The organism is Serratia sp. BNK-10 (genome assembly GCF_047456065.1).
In the GTDB taxonomy this organism is placed as follows: domain Bacteria; phylum Pseudomonadota; class Gammaproteobacteria; order Enterobacterales; family Enterobacteriaceae; genus Serratia; species Serratia ureilytica.
The window spans coordinates 5,137,213-5,156,706 of the sequence record NZ_CP179894.1; the positions used below are offsets into that span (position 1 = coordinate 5,137,213).

Consider the following 19,494-nt stretch of genomic DNA (forward strand, 5'->3'; position numbering starts at 1 on the left):
CTGTACGATTAATGTGCAATATGTTTTTTGCACGGGGCATTTTCCGAGTAAATAGTTAGTAAACGGATTGTTAACCAGCACAACGCGCTACGCCTCAAGGTAAACAGCGCAGATTTAATTCGAATTTTATCCTGTTTACACCGCTTGTTTCTGCCGGATGAAGTTGATTTGCAGCAGAAAATTCCTGTTTAATGGTATGAAAAATAAAGTCTTATTAGAAAATAATGCCAACAAAGAGCCTAAATCATTATTACTTATAACAAAAGCGGTCAATAACGATCGGGCGCAGGCAAACACAACAGGTACGTTCACAACGACAGATGGGGATTTGCGGATGAAATTAACAACAGGTAAGGCACTGCTGGCGGGTTGTATTGCGATGGCCATGAGCCAGGCGGCCATGGCGAAAGACATCAAGGTGGCGATCGTCGGGGCAATGTCCGGCCCGGTCGCGCAGTATGGCGACATGGAATTTACCGGCGCGCGCCAGGCGATTGCCGACATTAATGCCAAGGGCGGCATCAAGGGCGACAAGCTGGTCGGCGTGGAATACGACGACGCCTGCGACCCGAAACAGGCGGTTGCGGTCGCCAACAAGGTGATCAACGACGGCATTCGCTACGTGATCGGCCACCTGTGCTCCTCATCCACCCAGCCGGCGTCCGATATCTATGAAGACGAAGGCGTGATCATGATTACCCCGGCGGCCACCAACGCCGATCTGACCACCCGCGGCTACAAGATGATCCTGCGCACCACCGGCCTGGATTCGGATCAGGGCCCGACCGCCGCCAAATACATCCTCAGCGACATCAAGCCGAAGCGCATCGCCGTGGTGCACGACAAGCAACAATACGGCGAAGGCCTGGCGCGCTCGGTGCGCGACAGCCTGAAAAAACAGGGCACCGAAGTGGCGATGTTCGAAGGCATCACCGCCGGCGACAAAGACTTCTCCACCCTGGTGGCGCGCCTGAAGAAAGAGAATATCGACTTCGTGTACTTCGGCGGTTACTACCCGGAAATGGGCCAGATCCTGCGTCAGGCCAAACAGGCCGGGTTGACTACCCGCTTCATGGGGCCGGAAGGCGTGGGCAACTCCTCACTGTCCAACATCGCCGGCGCCGCTTCGGAAGGCATGCTGGTGACGCTGCCGAAACGCTACGATCAGGTGCCTGCCAACCAGCCGATCGTCGATGCGTTGAAAGCCAAGAAGCTGGATCCGACCGGCCCGTTCGTCTGGACCACCTATGCCGCGCTGCAGTCGCTGACCACCGGCATGGAGCGCAGCGGCAGCCAGGAGCCGGCGGACATCGTCAAGGATCTGAAAACCGGCAAGCCGGTGGAGACCGTGATGGGGCCGCTGACCTGGGATGACAAGGGCGATCTGAAAGGCTTCGAGTTCGGCGTGTTCGAATGGCATGCCAACGGCACGTCCACACCGATCAAATAAGCCATAATGATTAGGGTGGGGCGCAGTTTGCTGCGCCCAGCGGGTCGGCTTGCCGGCCCCGTCTCCCTTTACCCGCCGGTTCTCCGCCGGCGGGTTTCGCAGCCAAGGGTTCAGAGTATGTCAGAGCAGCTCCTCTATTTTCTGCAGCAGATGTTCAACGGCTTAACGTTGGGCAGCACCTATGCATTGATCGCCATCGGTTACACCATGGTTTACGGCATCATCGGCATGATCAACTTCGCCCACGGCGAGGTGTACATGATCGGCAGCTATGTCTCCTTTATCGTTATCGCCGCCCTGATGATGCTCGGCATCGACGTCGGCTGGCTGCTGATCGGCGCCGCGTTCCTGGTCTCGATCGTCATCGCCAGCGCCTACGGCTGGAGCATCGAGCGGGTGGCCTACAAGCCGGTGCGCAACTCCAAGCGCCTGATTGCGCTGATCTCGGCCATCGGCATGTCGATATTCCTGCAAAACTACGTCAGCCTGACGCAGGGCTCACGCGATCTGGCGCTGCCCAGCCTGGTCACCGGCCAGTGGGTGCTGGGGGAAAGCAACGGCTTCGCCGCCACCATCAGCACCATGCAGCTGACCATCTGGCTCGTGACCTTCCTGGCGATGCTGGCGCTGACGCTGTTTATCCGCTATTCGCGCATGGGCCGTGCCTGCCGCGCCTGTGCGGAAGATCTGAAGATGGCCAGCCTGCTGGGCATCAACACGGACCGGGTGATCTCGCTGACCTTCGTCATCGGTGCGGTGATGGCGGCGGTGGCCGGGGTGTTGCTCGGCCAGTTCTACGGCGTCATCAACCCTTACATCGGGTTTATGGCCGGTATGAAAGCCTTCACCGCCGCGGTTCTGGGCGGCATCGGCAGCATTCCGGGCGCGATGATCGGCGGCCTGGTGCTGGGCGTGGCGGAAGCGCTGACCTCCGCCTACCTGAGCACCGAATACAAAGACGTGGTGTCGTTCGCGCTGCTGATCGTGGTGCTGCTGATCATGCCGACCGGCATCCTCGGGCGTCCGGAGGTTGAGAAAGTATGAAACTCAATCTGCTCAATGCGCTGATCGCCACGTCGGTGCTGTTCGTGATGGCGTCGTTCCTGATGGGCATGCAGCTCAGCCTGGACGGCACCAAACTGGTGGTGCACGGCGCGGCGGAAGTGCGCTGGATGTGGATCGGCATCGGCTGCGTCATCGTCTTTTTCTTCCAGCTGTTGCGCCCGCTGCTGCAGCAGGGCCTGAAAAAGGTCTCCGGCCCGGCGTTCGTGCTGCCTAGCTTCGACGGCACCACGCTGCGGCAAAAGCTGCTGGCGGCTCTGCTGCTCGTCGCGGCGGTCGCCTGGCCGTTCCTGGTGTCGCGCGGCACGGTGGATATCGCCACCCTGACGCTGATCTACGTGATGCTGGGCCTCGGCCTCAACGTGGTGGTGGGCCTGTCCGGTCTGCTGGTGCTCGGCTACGGCGGTTTCTACGCCATCGGCGCCTACACCTATGCGCTGCTGAATCATTATTACGGCCTCGGCTTTTGGGAGAGCCTGCCGCTGGCGGGGATCGTCACCGCCGCCTTCGGCTTCCTGCTCGGTTTCCCGGTGCTGCGGCTGCGCGGCGACTATCTGGCGATCGTGACGCTCGGCTTCGGTGAGATCGTGCGCATCCTGCTGCTGAACAATACCGAGATCACCGGCGGGCCGAACGGCATCAGCCAGATCCCGAAACCGACCTTCTTCGGCCTGGAGTTTAACCGCAGTGTGCGCGACGGCGGCTGGGATACCTTCCATAACGTCTTCGGCCTGAAATACGATCCGAGCGATCGCATCGTATTTCTGTACCTGGTGGCGTTGCTGCTGGTGGTGCTGACGCTGTTCGTCATCAACCGCCTGCTGCGCATGCCGCTCGGGCGCGCCTGGGAAGCGCTGCGCGAAGACGAGATCGCCTGCCGCTCGCTGGGCCTCAGCCCGACGCGCATCAAGCTGACCGCCTTTACCATCAGCGCCGCATTCGCCGGGTTTGCCGGCACGCTGTTCGCCGCGCGCCAGGGGTTCGTCAGCCCGGAATCCTTCACTTTCGTCGAGTCGGCCTTCGTGTTGGCGATCGTCGTACTGGGGGGCATGGGATCGCAGTTCGCGGTCATTCTGGCGGCGATCCTGTTGGTGGTGTCGCGCGAGCTGATGCGCGATCTGAATGAATACAGCATGCTGCTGCTGGGGGCGCTGATGGTGCTGATGATGATTTGGCGGCCGCAGGGGCTGTTGCCGATGAAGCGGCCGCAGCTGAAGCTGCAGGCGGCGGACATTCACGCGGGCAAGGGGGAACAGGCATGAGCGTTCAACCTTTACTGCAGGTGGAAGGCCTGTCGATGCGTTTTGGCGGGCTGCTGGCGGTCAACAATGTCGCGTTGACGCTCAATGAAGGCGAAATCGTGTCGCTGATCGGCCCCAACGGCGCCGGTAAAACCACGGTGTTTAACTGCCTGACCGGTTTCTACCGCCCGAGCGGCGGCACCATCAAATTGCGCGATCGCCATCTGGAAGGGCTGGCGGGGCAGGCCATCGCCCGTATGGGCGTAGTGCGCACCTTCCAGCATGTGCGGCTGTTCCGTGAAATGACGGTGATTGAGAACCTGTTGGTGGCGCAGCATCAGCACCTGAAAAGCGGCGTGTTCGCCGGGCTGCTGAAAACCCCGGCCTTCCGCCGTGCCGAAGCCGAGGCGCTGGCGCGCGCAGCGGAGTGGCTGGAGCGCGTCGGCCTGCTATCGATGGCCAACCGTTCGGCGGGCAACCTGGCCTACGGGCAGCAGCGGCGGCTGGAGATCGCCCGCTGCATGGTGACCCGGCCGGAGCTGCTGATGCTGGACGAACCGGCCGCCGGTCTGAACCCGAAAGAGACCGACGAGCTGGATCATCTGATCGTCGAGCTGCGCGATCGGCATAAGGTCTCGGTGTTGCTGATCGAGCACGACATGAAGCTGGTGATGGGCATCTCCGATCGCATTTACGTGGTGAATCAGGGCACGCCGCTGGCGCAGGGCACACCGGCGGAGATCCGCAACAACCCGGACGTGATCCGGGCTTATTTGGGCGAATAATAATATGTTGTCATTCAATCAGGTATCCGCCCATTACGGCAAAATTCAGGCGCTGCATCAGGTCAGTCTCACGATTAGTCAGGGCGAAATCGTGACGTTAATCGGCGCCAACGGCGCCGGTAAAACCACGCTGCTCGGCACCCTGTGCGGCGAACCGCGCGCCAGCGAAGGCAGCATCGTCTTCCAGGGGCAGGACATCACCCAGTGGCAAACCTCGCGCATCATGCGCGAAGCGGTGGCGATCGTGCCGGAAGGGCGGCGCGTCTTCTCGCGCATGACGGTGGAAGAAAATCTGGCGATGGGCGGCTTCTTCGCCGATCGTCACCAATATCAGCAGCGCATCGAACGGGTGTTCACGCTGTTCCCGCGCCTGCTGGAGCGCCGAAGCCAGCGTGCCGGCACCATGTCCGGCGGCGAACAGCAGATGTTGGCCATCGGCCGCGCGCTGATGAGCCAGCCGAAGCTGCTGCTGCTCGACGAACCTTCGCTTGGGCTGGCGCCCATCATCATCCAGCAGATTTTCGACATCATTCAGCAGCTGCGGGAAGAGGGCATGACCATCTTTCTGGTGGAGCAAAACGCCAATCAGGCGCTGAAATTGGCGGACCGCGGTTATGTGCTGGAAAACGGCCGCGTGGTGTTGGAAGATACGGGGGCTGCATTGTTAGCCAACGAAGCAGTGAGGTCGGCGTATCTGGGCGGTTAATCCGCCCCCCTACGAATTAAAATAATCAGGTACGAGAAGAAGAAATGAAGACAGAAGGGTTACTCGCGCAGCGTATCGTTAACGTAAAAAGTTCGGCCATCCGTGAATTGCTTAAGCACAGCAAGATGGAACACGTCATTTCGCTGGCGGGCGGCATCCCCTCTGATGCGCTGTTCGATTTCGAAGGATTGAGCATCGCCACCCAGCAGGCGATCACCGAACAGCCGAAAAGCGCATTCCAGTACGGCCTGACCGAGGGCAGCCCGCTGCTGCGTGAGCGCATTTGCGCGCTGTGCGCCGAGCGCGGCGTCACCGCGCGCGCAGAAGAGGTGATGGTCACCGCCGGCTCTCAGCAGGCCCTGGATTTGGTGATGCGCGCCATCGTCAACCCGGGCGACGTGTTCGTGGTGGAGCGCCCGACCTACCTGGCGGCGCTGCAAACGCTGGAACTGGCGGAGGCCAACATCATGTCGGTCTCGTCCGACAGCGACGGCATGGTGGTGGAAGAGCTGGCCGAGCTGCTGAAAACCCAGCGCATCAAGGGCGTGTACGTGGTGCCGAACTTCGGCAACCCCAGCGGCATCACTCTCAGCGCCGAGCGCCGCGAACTGCTGGTGAAGCTGGCCGCCGAACATAACTTCCTGATCATCGAAGACGATCCGTACGGCGAGCTGCGTTTCACCGAAGAGCGCCACCCGACGCTGCATCAGGTGTCGCAGCAGGTGCTGGGCAACACCGACCACATCATCTATACCTCGACCTTTTCCAAGATCCTGGCGCCGGGTCTGCGCCTGGGCTGGGCGATCCTGCCGCCGTTCCTGCTGCATAAAGTGGCGATCATCAAACAGGCGGCGGATCTGCACGCCAGCGCCCTGTCGCAGAGCATCGTCGAATGCTACCTTGGCCTGGATCGCCTGCCGGCGCAGATCGACAAGATCCGCGCCGCCTACAAACACAAGGGCGAGATCCTGGCCGGTTTGGTGGAGCAGGAGCTGGGCGACTACATCACCTTCGATAAACCGAAGGGCGGTATGTTCCTGTGGGCGCGTTTCCGCCAGCCGTTCAACGCCACCGCATGGCTGAACACCACGCTGCAGCAGGGCGTGGTGTTCGTGCCGGGGGAATACTTCTTCTCCGACAACCCGGATCGTTCGACCTTCCGCCTGTCGTTCGCCACCGCCACCGAGCAGCAGATGCAAGAAGCGGTCGCGCGCCTGCGCCGTTCGCTGTAATCCTCGCGGCGGCGGAGCCCATGCCCGCCGCCGACATCAAACCGCCATCTTCACTTCACCTTGCCGTCATGTGGCTGTCATCTAACGGTTATTTTTCTGTCATCCGCGCATGGCATGTTAGCTTCCGAACAAAAAACTGATTCTTTTCGCTCACGCGCTTTTACACCAGCTTTTTCAGGAGTTAGGCATGCTCACCTACGCTATTCGCAAAACCACGCTGTGCGTCGCATTGACCCTGGCGGTCAGCGCACAGGCGCTGGCGGCGACAGAAATTCCGTTCTGGCATTCGATGGAAGGCGAACTGGGTAAAGAAGTGGACTCTCTGGCGGATCGCTTCAACCAGTCGCACAGCGACGTCAAGATTGTGCCGGTTTATAAAGGCAACTACGAACAGAGCCTGGCGGCGGGCATCGCCGCTTACCGCTCCGGGAAGGCGCCGGCGATCCTGCAGGTTTACGAGGTGGGCACCGCCACCATGATGGCCAGCAAAGCCATCAAACCGGTCTATGAAGTGTTTAAAGGGGCCGGCATCAACTTCGACGAGTCGGTGTTCGTGCCGACGGTGGCCGGCTATTACACCGACAACAAGAGCGGCCATCTGCTGTCGCAGCCGTTCAACAGCTCCACGCCGGTGCTGTACTACAACAAAGACGCCTTCAAAAAGGCCGGCCTGAACCCGGATCAACCGCCGAAAACCTGGCAGGAACTGGCGGCGGATACCGCCAAACTGCGCGAAGCCGGCATGAAGTGCGGTTACGCCAGCGGCTGGCAGGGCTGGATCCAACTGGAGAACTTCAGCGCCTGGCACGGCGTGCCGTTCGCCAGTGAAAACAACGGCTTTGGCGGCACCAGCGCCAAGCTGGAGTTCAACCAACCGCTGCAGGTCAAACATATTGCGCTGCTCGAAGCGATGAACAAGAAGGGCGACTTCACCTATTTCGGCCGCAAAGACGAATCCACCGAGAAGTTTTATAACGGCGACTGCGCCATCACCACCGCCTCATCCGGTTCGTTGGCGGACATCAAGCACTACGCCAAATTCAACTACGGCGTCGGCATGATGCCGTACGACGCCGACGCGAAAAATGCGCCGCAAAACGCCATCATCGGCGGGGCCAGCCTGTGGGTGATGAACGGCAAAGACGCCGCCACCTACAAGGGCGTGGCCGAATTCCTGCAGTACCTGGCGCAGCCGGAAATCGCCGCCGAATGGCACCAGAAGACCGGCTATCTGCCGATCACCACCGCGGCTTACGATCTGACCAAGCAGCAGGGCTTCTACGACAAGAACCCGGGTGCCGACGTCGCCACTCGCCAGATGCTGAACAAGCCGCCGTTGCCGTTCACCAAGGGCCTGCGCCTGGGCAACATGCCGCAGATCCGCAGCGTGGTGGATGAGGAACTGGAAGGCGTGTGGACCGGCAAGAAAACGCCTCAGCAGGCGTTGGACGCCGCCGTGCAGCGCGGTGACGTGCTGCTGCGCCGTTTCGAAGCATCGACCAAGTAATCCCGCGTCGCGGGCCCGTCTGATCGGGCTCGCGTCTTCACGCCGATCCTTCCGTACCCGATTAATGGTTTAACTGCTATGTCATCTTCCCGTTCCGGTTTCGGCTGCAGCTGGTTGCCCTATGCGCTGGTGCTGCCGCAGCTGCTGATTACCGCCGTCTTCTTTTTATGGCCCGCCGGCGAAGCGCTGTGGTATTCGGTGCAGAGCCTCGATCCGTTCGGCCTGTCCAGCCAGTTTGTCGGGCTGGATAACTTTAAACAGCTGTTCCAGGATCCTTACTATCTCGACTCGTTCTACACCACGCTGATCTTCAGCTTCCTGGTGGCGGGCATCGGGCTGGCGGTTTCGCTGTTCTTCGCTGCGCTGGTGGACTACGTGCTGCGCGGCAGCCGCCTCTATCGCACGCTGATGATCCTGCCCTACGCGGTGGCGCCGGCGGTGGCGGCGGTGCTGTGGATCTTTCTGTTCAACCCCGGTCTGGGGTTGATCACCCATTTCCTCAATGGTCTGGGCTATAACTGGAACCATGCGCAAAACAGCGGCCAGGCGATGTTCCTGGTGGTGCTGGCCTCGGTATGGCAGCAGATAAGCTATAACTTCCTGTTTTTCCTCGCGGCGCTGCAGTCGATCCCGCGTTCGCTGGTGGAAGCGGCGGCCATCGACGGCGCCGGCCCGGTGCGGCGTTTCTTCCATCTGGTGCTGCCGCTGATCGCGCCGGTGAGCTTCTTCCTGCTGGTGGTCAATCTGGTGTACGCCTTCTTCGATACTTTCCCGGTGATCGACGCCGCCACCGGCGGCGGGCCGGTGCAGTCCACCACCACGTTGATCTACAAGATCTACCGCGAAGGCTTCGCAGGGTTGGATCTCTCCAGTTCCGCCGCGCAGTCGGTGATCCTGATGTTGCTGGTGATCGGCCTGACGGTGATCCAGTTCCGCTTCGTTGAACGTAAGGTGCGCTACCAATGATTGAGAATCGACGCGGGCTGGATGTCTTCAGCCATGTGATGCTGATTATCGGCGTGCTGGTGGTGCTGTTCCCGCTGTACGTGGCCTTTGTCGCCGCCACGCTGGACGACAAGCAGGTGTTTCAGGTGCCGATGACGCTGGTGCCCGGCGGGCACCTGTGGGAGAACATCCGCAATATCTGGCAGGGCGGAGTGGGCAACCTCAAGGTGCCGTTCTCGCTGCTGCTGCTCAACAGCGTGATCATGGCGCTGGCGATCACCTGCGGCAAGATCGCGGTGTCGGTGCTGTCGGCTTACGCCATCGTGTATTTCCGTTTCCCGCTGCGCAGCCTGTTTTTTTGGCTGATTTTCCTCACCCTGATGCTGCCGGTGGAAGTGCGTATTTTCCCAACGGTGGAGGTGATCTCCAACCTCAACCTGCTGGACAGCTATACCGGCCTGACGCTGCCGCTGATGGCCTCGGCCACCGCCACCTTCCTGCTGCGCCAGTTCTTCATGACGTTGCCGGATGAGCTGCTGGAGGCGGCGCGCATCGACGGCGCCGGGCCGATGCGTTTCTTCTGGGACATCGTGCTGCCGCTGTCGAAAACCAATCTGGCGGCGCTGTTCGTCATCACCTTTATTTACGGCTGGAACCAATATCTGTGGCCGATCCTGATCACCAGCGACGCTTCGATGGGCACCGCGGTGGCGGGCATCAAGAGCATGATCTCCACTTCCGGCGCGCCGACCCAGTGGAACCAGGTGATGGCGGCGATGATTCTGACTTTATTGCCACCGCTGGCGGTGGTGCTTCTGATGCAGCGCTGGTTTGTGCGCGGTCTGGTTGATAGCGAGAAATAACGACGATGGCAGGATTAAAACTACAGGCGGTCACCAAGTCTTACGACGGTAAAACGCCGGTGATCAAACAGATCGACCTCGACGTGGCGGACGGTGAATTCATCGTGATGGTCGGCCCGTCCGGCTGCGGCAAATCCACGCTGCTGCGCATGGTGGCCGGGCTGGAGCGCACCACCAGCGGCGATATTTATATCGATACCCGGCGCGTGACCGATCTGGAGCCCAAGGATCGCGGCATCGCGATGGTGTTCCAGAACTACGCGCTCTATCCGCACATGAGCGTGTACGACAACATGGCCTACGGCCTCAAGATCCGCGGTTTCGGCAAGGATCATATCCGCCAGCGGGTGGAGGAGGCGGCGCGCATTCTGGAGCTGGAGCCGCTGCTCAAGCGCAAGCCGCGCGAACTTTCCGGCGGCCAGCGCCAGCGGGTGGCGATGGGGCGCGCCATCGTGCGCGAACCGGCGGTGTTCCTGTTCGATGAGCCGCTGTCCAACCTGGACGCCAAGCTGCGGGTTCAGATGCGCCTGGAGCTGCAGCAGCTGCACCGACGCCTGAAAACCACCAGCCTGTACGTGACCCACGACCAGGTGGAGGCGATGACGCTGGCGCAGCGGGTGATCGTGATGAACAAGGGCGTGGCGGAGCAGATCGGCACCCCGAGCGAGGTATATCAGCGGCCGGCTTCGCTGTTCGTCGCCGGCTTTATCGGCTCGCCGGCGATGAACCTGCTGCCCGGCACCCTGAGCGCCGACGGCGGCCAGCTGCTGCTGGCGGACGGCATGGCGCTGCCGTTGCCGGCGGCCAAGCCGCAGTGGGCGGGACGGCAGTTGACGCTGGGCATTCGGCCGGAGCATATTCAGCTGGTGGCGCAAGGCCAGGGCGTGCCGCTGCAGCTGCAGACGCTGGAACTGCTGGGAGCCGATAATCTGGCGCACGGCCAGTGGGGCGGTCACGGGGTGATCGCGCGGCTGTCGCATGAAACCTTGCCGGCGGCGGGCAGTACGCTATATTTGCAGCTGCCTGCTCAGGCGCTGCACTTCTTTGACACCCACAGCGGATTACGGATGGATTGATGACGAGACCCTGGCCTTACCCACATATTGTCGCCCACCGCGGCGGCGGTTCTCTGGCGCCGGAAAACACCCTGGCGGCGATCGACGTCGGCGCGCGCCACGGCCACAAGATGATCGAGTTCGACGCCAAACTGGCGCAGGACGGACAAATTTTCCTGCTGCATGACGATACGCTGGATCGCACCAGCAACGGCTGGGGCGTGGCGGGCGAACTGCCGTGGGATAAACTGGTGCAGCTGGACGCCGGCAACTGGTACAGCTCGGCCTTCAAGGGCGAGCGGCTGCCGCTGCTGTCGGAGGTGGCGGAACGCTGCCGGGAACACGGCCTGATGGCCAATATCGAGATCAAACCGACCACCGGCAGCGACGATGAAACCGGGCGGGTGGTGGCGCTGGCGGCGCGGTTGCTGTGGCAAGGGCAGACCGACCCGCTGCTCTCCTCCTTCTCGGTGGAAGCGTTGGCGGCGGCGCAACGCACCGTGCCGGACTTGCCGCGCGGCCTGCTGCTGGAGGCCTGGGACGACAACTGGCGCGAGCTGACGGAGCGTCTGGACTGCGTCTCGCTGCATATCGACCACAAAGCGCTGACCGCCGAGCGGGTGAAAGCGTTGAAAGACGCCGGTCTACGCATTCTGGTGTATACCGTCAACCAACCGGATCGCGCGCGTCTGCTGCTCGACTGGGGCGTTGACTGCATTTGCACCGACCGGATAGATTTGATTGGCCCGGATTTTTAATCCGGCGCCGATGAATCCCGCGACGACAAGCCTTGCCGCCGCGCCACCGGAAGGAATGCGATGCCAGGCTTTATGATGTCACTGTGGCACCAGATCGTGCTGTCTTTACCGCTGTTCGTCCTGATCGCGTTGGGTTATGGGCTGATTCGCTGGGGGAAATGGCCTTCCAGCATCACCGATGGCCTGACGCGCTTCGTGTTTTCCCTCGCTTTGCCCGCCATGCTGTTTCGCATGATGTGCGATTTCTCGCAGCGCCCGGCGGTCGACGCCCGGCTGCTGATCGCGTTCTTCGGCAGTTGCCTGCTGGTGTTCGTGCTCGGCCGCCTGGTCGCCCGGCACCTCTTCCGGCTGGATGGGGTCGCTGGTTCGGTGTTTGCGCTGGGCGGTATTTTCTCCAATAACGTGATGCTCGGTTTACCGATCGCCAGCGTGATGCTGGGGCAGGCGGCGATCCCGTCGGTAGCGCTGGTGCTGGTGTTCAACGGCCTGATCCTGTGGACGCTGGTGACGGTGTCGATCGAATGGGCGCGCAACGGCTCGCCGACGCTGAGCGGCTTTGCCAAAACCGCCCGCAGCGTGCTGACCAACCCGTTGATCGTCGGCATCCTGTCCGGCACCCTGTTCAGCCTGACCGGCCTGCCGCTGCCGGCCTTCGTCGATCGGCCGGTCAGCATGCTCGGCCAGGTGGCGGCACCGCTGTCGCTGGTGGTGCTCGGCATGGGCCTGGCGGAGTATCGCATCAGCGAAGGCTGGCAGCTGAGCAGCGCCATCTGCGTGCTGAAGTTGCTGGTGCAGCCGTTGGTGATTTGGCTGCTGGCCTGGATGATGGATCTGCCGCCGATGGAGACCCGCGTGGTGGTGCTGTTGGGCTCAATGGCTGTGGGGGTGAACGTCTACCTGATGTCGCGCCAGTTCAATACGCTCACCGGCCCGGCCGCCACCAGCCTGGTGATGTCCACCGTGCTGGCGGCGATCACCACGCCGCTGATCCTCACCGTTATGGGCGTGCGGGCGTAGCCGGCATCGGCGCCTGCGGCACCGCCGGCGCGGTGCGATTGAACGGATCGCGCGGCTGGTTGCCGTTAGGCAGCAGTTGCCCGCCGTTCGGCGCGGTTTGCAACAGCTGTTGCCGTTGATTGTCGAACTGTCGCTGCTGCTGGAGGCGGCGTTGATCCATCTGCCGGTTGTTCAACAAGCGCTGTTGTTGCGCCTGCTGGCTGTTTTGGTTGAGTAACTGCTGCTGTGAGCGCAGGTCGGTTACGCCGTTGGCCGCCGCCGCCAACCCAGGCAGCAACAGTAGAGCGAACAGAATGTGAGAAGTTTTCATGATGGTTACCTCGCCTTTTTATTAAGCCTAACTCAGCGGTGAAATTTTGCCGGTAGTTTGTATTTTGTTCAGATGTAAACCGCCTTTCATCCCCTTATGCGTCCATCTTCCGTTACAATCGCGGTTTATGAATTGCTAGGATGAACCCATCGTGCTGCTCTTGGTTATCACCACCATTCTGTGGGCGTTCTCTTTCAGCCTGATCGGCGAATATTTGGCGGGCCATGTCGACAGCTGGTTCTCGGTGCTGATGCGCATCGGGCTGGCGGCGCTGGTGTTCCTGCCGTTCCTGCGCTGGCGCAACATCAAACTCAAGGTGATCCTGCTGTATATGCTGGTGGGTGCCTTCCAGCTGGGCATCATGTACCTCATCAGCTTCCGCGCCTATCTCTATCTGACGGTGCCGGAGTTCCTGTTGTTCACCGTGCTGACGCCATTGTACATCACGCTGATCTACGACTTGCTGAGCGGCCGGCGCCTGCGCTGGGGCTACGCCTTCAGCGCGCTGCTGGCGGTGCTGGGCGCGGCCATCATTCGCTATCACCAACTGAGCGAACACTTCTGGTGGGGGCTGTTGCTGGTGCAGGCGGCGAACATCAGCTTCGCCATCGGCATGGTCGGCTATAAGCGCCTGATGGAAGTGCACCCCTTGCCGCAGCACACCGCCTTTTCCTGGTTCTACCTGGGGGCGGCGGCGGTGGCGGTGGTGGCCTGGTTCCTGTGGGGCAACCCGCAGCAGCTGCCAACCACCAATCTGCAGTGGGGCGTGCTGATCTGGCTGGGCGTGGTGGCGTCGGGGCTGGGCTATTTCATGTGGAACTACGGCGCGACGCAGGTCGATGCCGGCACGCTCGGCATCATGAACAACATGCATGTGCCGGCCGGCTTGTTGGTCAACCTGGCCATTTGGCAGCAGCAGCCGCACTGGCCGAGCTTTATCCTCGGTGGGGCGGTGATCGTCGCTTCACTGTGGGTGCACCGCCGCTGGGTGGCGCCGAAACAGCTCGGCTAAACGGGGGCAGGCAGTTTATACGCCGGCCGCCAACGCTTTGGCGCCGGTCGCGCCAGGGCGTGCGGCGTCGCGCACGAACGGAAGATGATCGCAGGCGTGCTGGCGGGCCGAGCGGATAAAGGCTTCGGTCACCGCCTGGCGCTGTTCACCGTCGCGCACGGCGGCGTACAGGCGGCTCCACAGGCCGTCACCCAGGGTTTTGGTCACCACCAGCCCCTGCCGTTCGAAACTTTCCACCACCCAATGCGGCAGCGCCGCAATCCCCATCCGCGCCGAGACCATCTGGATCAGCAGCAGCGTGTTATCGACGTTCTTCAACGCCGGGTTGACGCCCGCCGGCTGCAGGAAATGCCGCCAGATATCCAGCCGCTGGCGCTGCACCGGGTAAATCAACAGCGTTTCATCGCTCAAGTCTTCCGGCTCGATGTGCAGCTTGCCGGCGAGCGGATGATCCGGCGCCAGCACCAGACGCACCTCAAAATCGAACATCGGCGAATAGTGCAGGCCGCTGCGCGGCAGGATATCCGACGTCATCACCAGATCCAGCTCGCCTTGTTGCAGGGCCGGCTGCGGATCGAAAGTGACGCCGGAGGTGAAGTCCATCACCACCTGCGGGAAACGCTGGCGGAAGTTGTCCAGCGCCGGCGTCAACCACTGAATGCAGCTGTGGCATTCGATGGCGATGCGCAGCGTGGTTTGATGCGGCTCGTGGCAGGCCTGCAGCGCCTGCTGGATCTGCGGCAGCACCTGTTCCGCCAGCTGCAGCAGGATCTCGCCCTGGGCGGTGAAGCGTAGGGGCTGGCTCTTGCGCACGAACAGCTTGAAGCCCAGACGTTGCTCAAGATCGCTGAACTGGTGCGACAGGGCAGACTGCGTCTGATGAAGTTGGGCCGCCGCCCCCGCCAACGAACCGCTGTTGCGCAGAGCCTGCAGCGTCCGTAAATGTTTCAGTTCGATCATGAGAGTCCTTCACATTGACAGTGAATAAATTGCGCTTGTGGTTAATACAGTACCTGCTGATTATGGATGTGTAAACATCTGGACGGCTAAATGGGGAATATGACGATGGCAATTTTGAATCACACACTGGGTTTTCCTCGCGTTGGGCTACGACGTGAGCTGAAAAAAGCTCAGGAAAGCTACTGGGCCGGCAACTCAACGCAGGAAGAGCTGTTGGCGGTTGGCCGCGAGCTGCGCGCTCGTCATTGGCAGCAGCAACGGCAGGCCGGGGTGGATTTGGTGCCGGTCGGCGATTTCGCCTGGTACGATCATGTGTTGACCACCAGCCTGCTGCTGGGCAACGTGCCGGCGCGCCATCAGAATGCGGATGGCTCTATTGATCTGGACACGCTGTTCCGCATCGGCCGTGGCCGCGCACCGACCGGCGAGCCGGCGGCCGCGGCGGAAATGACCAAATGGTTTAACACCAACTATCACTACATGGTGCCCGAATTCCAGCAAGGCCAGCAGTTCAAGCTGGGCTGGACCCAACTGCTGGACGAAGTGGACGAAGCGCTGGCGCTGGGGCATCACATCAAGCCGGTGTTGCTTGGCCCAGTGACTTATCTGTGGTTGGGTAAAGTGAAGGGCGAGCCGTTCGACCGCCTGTCGCTGCTGAAAGAGATCCTGCCGGTTTACCAGCAGGTGCTGGCGGAGCTGGCGAAGCGCGGCGTCGAGTGGGTGCAAATCGACGAACCTGCGCTGGTGCTGGAGCTGCCGCAAGCCTGGCTGGACGCCTTCAAACCGGCGTATGACGCGTTGCAGGGGCAGGTTAAGTTGCTGTTGACCACGTATTTCGACAGCGTCGGCCACAACCTCGACACCATTCGCACGCTGCCGGTGCAGGGGCTGCACGTCGATCTGGTCGCCGGCCATGACGATATCGCCGCGCTGAGCGCCGCATTGCCGCAAGACTGGCTGCTGTCGCTGGGCGTGATCAACGGCCGCAACGTTTGGCGCGCCGATCTGAGCCGCTGGTTCGAACGTCTGCAGCCGCTGGTGGGACAGCGCCCGCTGTGGATCGGCACCTCCTGTTCACTGCTGCACAGCCCGATCGATCTGAGCGTGGAAAGCCGTCTGGACGAAGAAGTGAAAAGCTGGTTCGCCTTCGCCCTGCAAAAATGCGCCGAGCTGGCGCTGTTGAGCTCGGCGCTGAACGCGCCTGACGCGACGAAACAGGCCGAGCTGGACGCCTACAGCGCGCCGATCCGCGCCCGTCGCCAGTCGAACCGCGTGCATAACCCACAGGTTGAGCGCCGTCTGGCCGCGATCACCGCGCAGGACTGCGAACGCCGCAGCGCGTACGCCGAGCGCGCCAGGGCGCAGCGCGAGCGTTTCAAGCTGCCGGCCTGGCCGACGACGACCATCGGTTCGTTTCCACAGACCACCGAAATCCGCGGCCTGCGTCTGGACTTCAAACAGGGCCGTTTGGACGGCAGCAACTACCGCACCAGCATCGGTGAGCACATCAAACAGGCGATCGTCGAGCAGGAGCGCCTCGGGTTGGACGTACTGGTGCACGGTGAAGCCGAGCGCAACGACATGGTGGAATATTTCGGTGAGAACCTCGACGGCTTCGTGTTTACCCAGAATGGTTGGGTGCAGAGCTACGGTTCCCGCTGCGTGAAGCCGCCGGTGATCATCGGTGACGTCAGCCGCCCGGAAGCCATTACCGTCGAATGGGCCAAATTCGCCCAGTCGTTGACCGACAAGCCGGTGAAAGGCATGTTGACCGGGCCTGTGACCATCCTGTGCTGGTCGTTCCCGCGTGAAGACGTGACCCGCGAAGTGATCGCCAAGCAGATTGCGCTGGCGCTGCGCGACGAGGTGGAAGATTTGGAAAAAGCCGGCATCGGCATCATTCAGATCGACGAACCTGCGCTGCGCGAAGGGCTGCCGCTGCGACAATCCGACTGGGCCGCCTACCTGAACTGGGCGGTGGACGCCTTCAAATTGAACGCCGCCGTGGCGCAGGATGACACCCAGATCCACACCCACATGTGTTACTGCGAGTTCAACGACATCATGGACTCCATCGCCGCGCTGGACGCCGACGTGATCACCATCGAGACCTCGCGTTCCGATATGGATCTGCTGGAAGCCTTCAAAGAGTTCGAATACCCGAACGAAATCGGGCCGGGCGTCTACGATATCCACTCGCCGAACGTGCCGAGCGTGGAATGGATCGAAGCGCTGCTGCGTAAAGCGGCGCAGAACATCCCGGCGGAACGCCTGTGGGTCAACCCCGATTGCGGCCTGAAAACTCGCGGTTGGCCGGAAACCCGGCAGTCGCTGGCCAACATGGTATTGGCGGCGCAGCGCCTGCGCGAGCACGCGTGATGCCGTGCGGCGGGTAAACCGCCGCAGATAGATTTACTGGTGTGATGATTGGGCGCTTCGGCGCCCTTTTTTATGCGAGGAGGATTACTTGACGCCGTGCTGGGCGAACCACGCCAGCATGCGCTGCCAGCCGTCTTCCGCCGCTTCGGCGTTGTAGCTGGGGCGATAGTCGGCGTTGAATGCGTGCCCGACGCCAGGATACACCACGATTTCGGCATCGGCGTTGGCGGCGCGGATCGCCTGACGCATGTTTTCCACCGTATCCAGCGGAATGCCGCTGTCCTGCCCGCCATACAGCCCCAGCACCGGCGTTGACAAGTGCGTGGCGACATCGACCGGATGCTTCGGCGAATTCAGCGTTTTTTCACCCACCAGTTTGCCGTACCAGGCGACGGCCGCTTTTAACTGCGGGTTGTGCGCCGCGTACAGCCAGGTAATGCGGCCGCCCCAGCAAAAACCGGTGATCGCCAGCTTGCCGGCGTCGCCGCCGTGGCGGATAGCCCAGTGCGCGGCGTGATCCAGATCCGACAGCACCTGACGATCCGGCACCTTGGTCACCAGCTGCTGGAACAGCTCGCCGATATCGGTGTAGTCGTTGGCGTCGCCCTGGCGGAAATAGAGCTCGGGGGCAATCGCCAGATAGCCCTGTTTGGCCAGACGACGGCACAGATCCTGAATATGTTCATGGACGCCGAAGATTTCCTGCACCACCAGCACGATGGGGAAGGGGCCGTTGTGGTCGGCGGGTTTGGCGACGTAGGCCGGCAGCGCGTCTCCCTGGGAAGGAATAGTCGTTTGCCCGGCGTGAATGCCCTGTTCATCGGTGATAATCGCGGAGGCGGCTACCGGCGCGGCGGCCGGGGCGAATCCTCCCTGAGCCTGTTCTAATGTCATCACATGTTCGGTTTTCATTGCGGTCTCCGTGCAATAGAAAAAAGCGCTGAGATTAACTATAGGAAAGATTACCCATTATTGGCGCTGCGTGGCGCACTTTCGGACAAGTCGATAAAAAACGGCTAATTATCTGGCTTTACGGCATTTTTAAGCGCTTTTTATCATGTTATTACGCGTTTTGGCCCGCGTAAGTGCCATAAGGTGCGTTAGAGGGCTTTTTTGTCCCTAAGCAACCGATAAGATGGGGGTATTTCGAATTGATGAGCTAAATAGTTTCAGCCGGCAATCAACGGGCAGGGAGCGGCAAGGTTTGTCGGCTAGACTGAGGTTTAGCGGTGCGTTCTGGATGCCTTATAGTGCTTTTTTTGTGATAAAAATCACAAAAAATATGTAGCATGTAATTTGTTTCTCTTTTCATAGTGACTATCGTCACGAAATTAAGCGGCGATTTTCAGTAGAGTGCTTTTTTGTTCCTCCCAATAAACATGATCCATGAGGAGTCTCGTATGTCTCAGTCTGATGTTTTTCATCTCGGCCTCACCAAGAACGATTTACAAGGGGCCCAGCTTGCCATCGTGCCGGGCGATCCGCAGCGCGTAGAGAAAATTGCCAAGCTGATGGAAAATCCGGTGCATCTGGCCTCCCATCGTGAATTCACTACCTGGCGCGCAGAGCTGGACGGCAAGGCGGTGATCGTCTGCTCCACCGGCATCGGCGGCCCGTCTACCTCTATCGCGGTGGAAGAGTTGGCGCAGCTGGGCATCCGCACCTTCCTGCGCATCGGCACCACCGGCGCCATTCAGGCGAACATCAACGTCGGCGACGTGCTGGTGACTACGGCAGCGGTACGCCTCGACGGCGCCAGCCTGCACTTTGCGCCGATGGAGTTCCCGGCGGTCGCGGACTTCGCCTGCACCACCGCGCTGGTGGAAGCGGCCAAAGCCAGCGGCGCCACCACCCACATTGGCGTGACGGCTTCTTCCGATACCTTCTATCCGGGCCAGGAACGTTACGATACCTACTCTGGCCGCGTGGTCAGCCGTTTCAAAGGCTCGATGGAAGAATGGCAGGCGATGGGCGTGATGAACTATGAAATGGAATCCGCCACGCTGCTGACCATGTGCGCCAGCCAGGGCCTGCGCGCTGGCATGGTGGCCGGGGTGATCGTTAACCGCACCCAGCAAGAGATTCCGAACGCCGAGACCATGAAAAACACCGAAAGCAAAGCGGTGCAGATCGTGGTGGACGCCGCCCGCCGTCTGCTGTAATCGCCTTACCCCCAGCGGGCCGCCGACGCGGTCCGTTTTTCCATTCGCGG

At 61.2% G+C, this 19,494-nt stretch carries 18 protein-coding genes; 15 read left to right on the top strand and 3 right to left on the bottom strand.

What is annotated here, in order from left to right; translation table 11 throughout:
* The first annotated feature begins 334 nt into the window (after positions 1-334).
* The 12 genes from ACMGG9_RS24600 to ACMGG9_RS24655 all read left to right on the top strand — a co-directional run bounded on the left by ACMGG9_RS24600 (position 335) and on the right by ACMGG9_RS24655 (position 12,621).
* Positions 335-1,450, top strand: coding sequence for a branched-chain amino acid ABC transporter substrate-binding protein (locus ACMGG9_RS24600; protein WP_025304902.1), 1,116 nt, complete (start codon positions 335-337; stop codon positions 1,448-1,450).
* A gap of 117 nt (positions 1,451-1,567) precedes the next feature.
* On the top strand, positions 1,568-2,494 hold the full coding sequence (livH, locus tag ACMGG9_RS24605; protein WP_015376290.1) for a high-affinity branched-chain amino acid ABC transporter permease LivH: 927 nt from the start codon (positions 1,568-1,570) through the stop codon (positions 2,492-2,494).
* Positions 2,491-3,774, top strand: coding sequence for a high-affinity branched-chain amino acid ABC transporter permease LivM (locus ACMGG9_RS24610; RefSeq protein ID WP_414161794.1), 1,284 nt, complete (start codon positions 2,491-2,493; stop codon positions 3,772-3,774). Before livH ends, ACMGG9_RS24610 begins: the two co-directional genes overlap by 4 nt.
* Positions 3,771-4,538: a high-affinity branched-chain amino acid ABC transporter ATP-binding protein LivG gene (livG, locus tag ACMGG9_RS24615; protein WP_004934389.1), complete on the top strand. Its 768-nt coding sequence runs from the start codon at positions 3,771-3,773 to the stop codon at positions 4,536-4,538. Before ACMGG9_RS24610 ends, livG begins: the two co-directional genes overlap by 4 nt.
* A gap of 4 nt (positions 4,539-4,542) precedes the next feature.
* Positions 4,543-5,244 carry a high-affinity branched-chain amino acid ABC transporter ATP-binding protein LivF gene (livF, locus tag ACMGG9_RS24620; RefSeq protein ID WP_015376292.1) on the top strand — a complete coding sequence of 234 codons (702 nt, stop codon included), beginning with the start codon at positions 4,543-4,545 and terminating at the stop codon, positions 5,242-5,244.
* 44 nt (positions 5,245-5,288) lie between these two features.
* The gene (locus ACMGG9_RS24625; protein WP_197788916.1) at positions 5,289-6,476 is read left to right on the top strand and encodes a PLP-dependent aminotransferase family protein; all 1,188 of its coding nucleotides are present in this window, start codon (positions 5,289-5,291) and stop codon (positions 6,474-6,476) included.
* Positions 6,477-6,663: 187 nt separating this feature from the next.
* Positions 6,664-7,983 carry a sn-glycerol-3-phosphate ABC transporter substrate-binding protein UgpB gene (ugpB, locus tag ACMGG9_RS24630; RefSeq protein ID WP_117187645.1) on the top strand — a complete coding sequence of 440 codons (1,320 nt, stop codon included), beginning with the start codon at positions 6,664-6,666 and terminating at the stop codon, positions 7,981-7,983.
* 78 nt (positions 7,984-8,061) lie between these two features.
* Positions 8,062-8,949: a sn-glycerol-3-phosphate ABC transporter permease UgpA gene (ugpA, locus tag ACMGG9_RS24635; protein WP_060660065.1), complete on the top strand. Its 888-nt coding sequence runs from the start codon at positions 8,062-8,064 to the stop codon at positions 8,947-8,949.
* Positions 8,946-9,791: a sn-glycerol-3-phosphate ABC transporter permease UgpE gene (gene ugpE / locus ACMGG9_RS24640; protein ID WP_033638989.1), complete on the top strand. Its 846-nt coding sequence runs from the start codon at positions 8,946-8,948 to the stop codon at positions 9,789-9,791. The genes ugpA and ugpE overlap by 4 nt, the downstream gene beginning before the upstream one ends.
* 5 nt (positions 9,792-9,796) lie before the next feature.
* Positions 9,797-10,867, top strand: a complete 1,071-nt coding sequence (locus ACMGG9_RS24645; RefSeq protein WP_038874163.1) for a sn-glycerol-3-phosphate import ATP-binding protein UgpC — start codon at positions 9,797-9,799, stop codon at positions 10,865-10,867.
* Positions 10,867-11,604 (top strand): glycerophosphodiester phosphodiesterase, encoded by a 738-nt coding sequence (gene ugpQ / locus ACMGG9_RS24650; RefSeq protein WP_033644980.1) that lies wholly within the window; start codon positions 10,867-10,869, stop codon positions 11,602-11,604. Before ACMGG9_RS24645 ends, ugpQ begins: the two co-directional genes overlap by 1 nt.
* Before the next feature lie 60 nt (positions 11,605-11,664).
* Positions 11,665-12,621: an AEC family transporter gene (locus ACMGG9_RS24655; RefSeq protein ID WP_047573112.1), complete on the top strand. Its 957-nt coding sequence runs from the start codon at positions 11,665-11,667 to the stop codon at positions 12,619-12,621.
* Here ACMGG9_RS24655 and ACMGG9_RS24660 read toward each other — a convergent pair.
* Positions 12,602-12,931, bottom strand: coding sequence for a hypothetical protein (locus tag ACMGG9_RS24660; protein ID WP_033652650.1), 330 nt, complete (start codon positions 12,929-12,931; stop codon positions 12,602-12,604). The genes ACMGG9_RS24655 and ACMGG9_RS24660 overlap by 20 nt on opposite strands.
* Positions 12,932-13,082: 151 nt before the next feature.
* Here ACMGG9_RS24660 and ACMGG9_RS24665 point away from each other — a divergent pair, with 151 nt between their 5' ends.
* Complete coding sequence (locus ACMGG9_RS24665; protein ID WP_033652651.1) at positions 13,083-13,943, top strand: carboxylate/amino acid/amine transporter; 861 nt, start codon at positions 13,083-13,085, stop codon at positions 13,941-13,943.
* Between the two features lie 15 nt (positions 13,944-13,958).
* Here ACMGG9_RS24665 and metR read toward each other — a convergent pair whose 3' ends face one another.
* On the bottom strand, positions 13,959-14,903 hold the full coding sequence (gene metR, locus ACMGG9_RS24670) for an HTH-type transcriptional regulator MetR (protein WP_147838377.1): 945 nt from the start codon (positions 14,901-14,903) through the stop codon (positions 13,959-13,961).
* Positions 14,904-14,993: 90 nt separating this feature from the next.
* Between metR and metE the strand changes: the two genes are divergently transcribed.
* On the top strand, positions 14,994-17,282 hold the full coding sequence (gene metE, locus ACMGG9_RS24675; RefSeq protein ID WP_083223815.1) for a 5-methyltetrahydropteroyltriglutamate--homocysteine S-methyltransferase: 2,289 nt from the start codon (positions 14,994-14,996) through the stop codon (positions 17,280-17,282).
* An 84-nt stretch (positions 17,283-17,366) separates the two neighbouring features.
* On the opposite strand, the gene ACMGG9_RS24680 is transcribed toward metE, so the two are convergent.
* Positions 17,367-18,194 carry a dienelactone hydrolase family protein gene (locus ACMGG9_RS24680; RefSeq protein WP_033652652.1) on the bottom strand — a complete coding sequence of 276 codons (828 nt, stop codon included), beginning with the start codon at positions 18,192-18,194 and terminating at the stop codon, positions 17,367-17,369.
* 488 nt (positions 18,195-18,682) lie between these two features.
* Between ACMGG9_RS24680 and udp the strand changes: the two genes are divergently transcribed.
* Positions 18,683-19,444, top strand: coding sequence for a uridine phosphorylase (gene udp / locus ACMGG9_RS24685; protein WP_004934432.1), 762 nt, complete (start codon positions 18,683-18,685; stop codon positions 19,442-19,444).
* Positions 19,445-19,494: the final 50 nt, after the last annotated feature.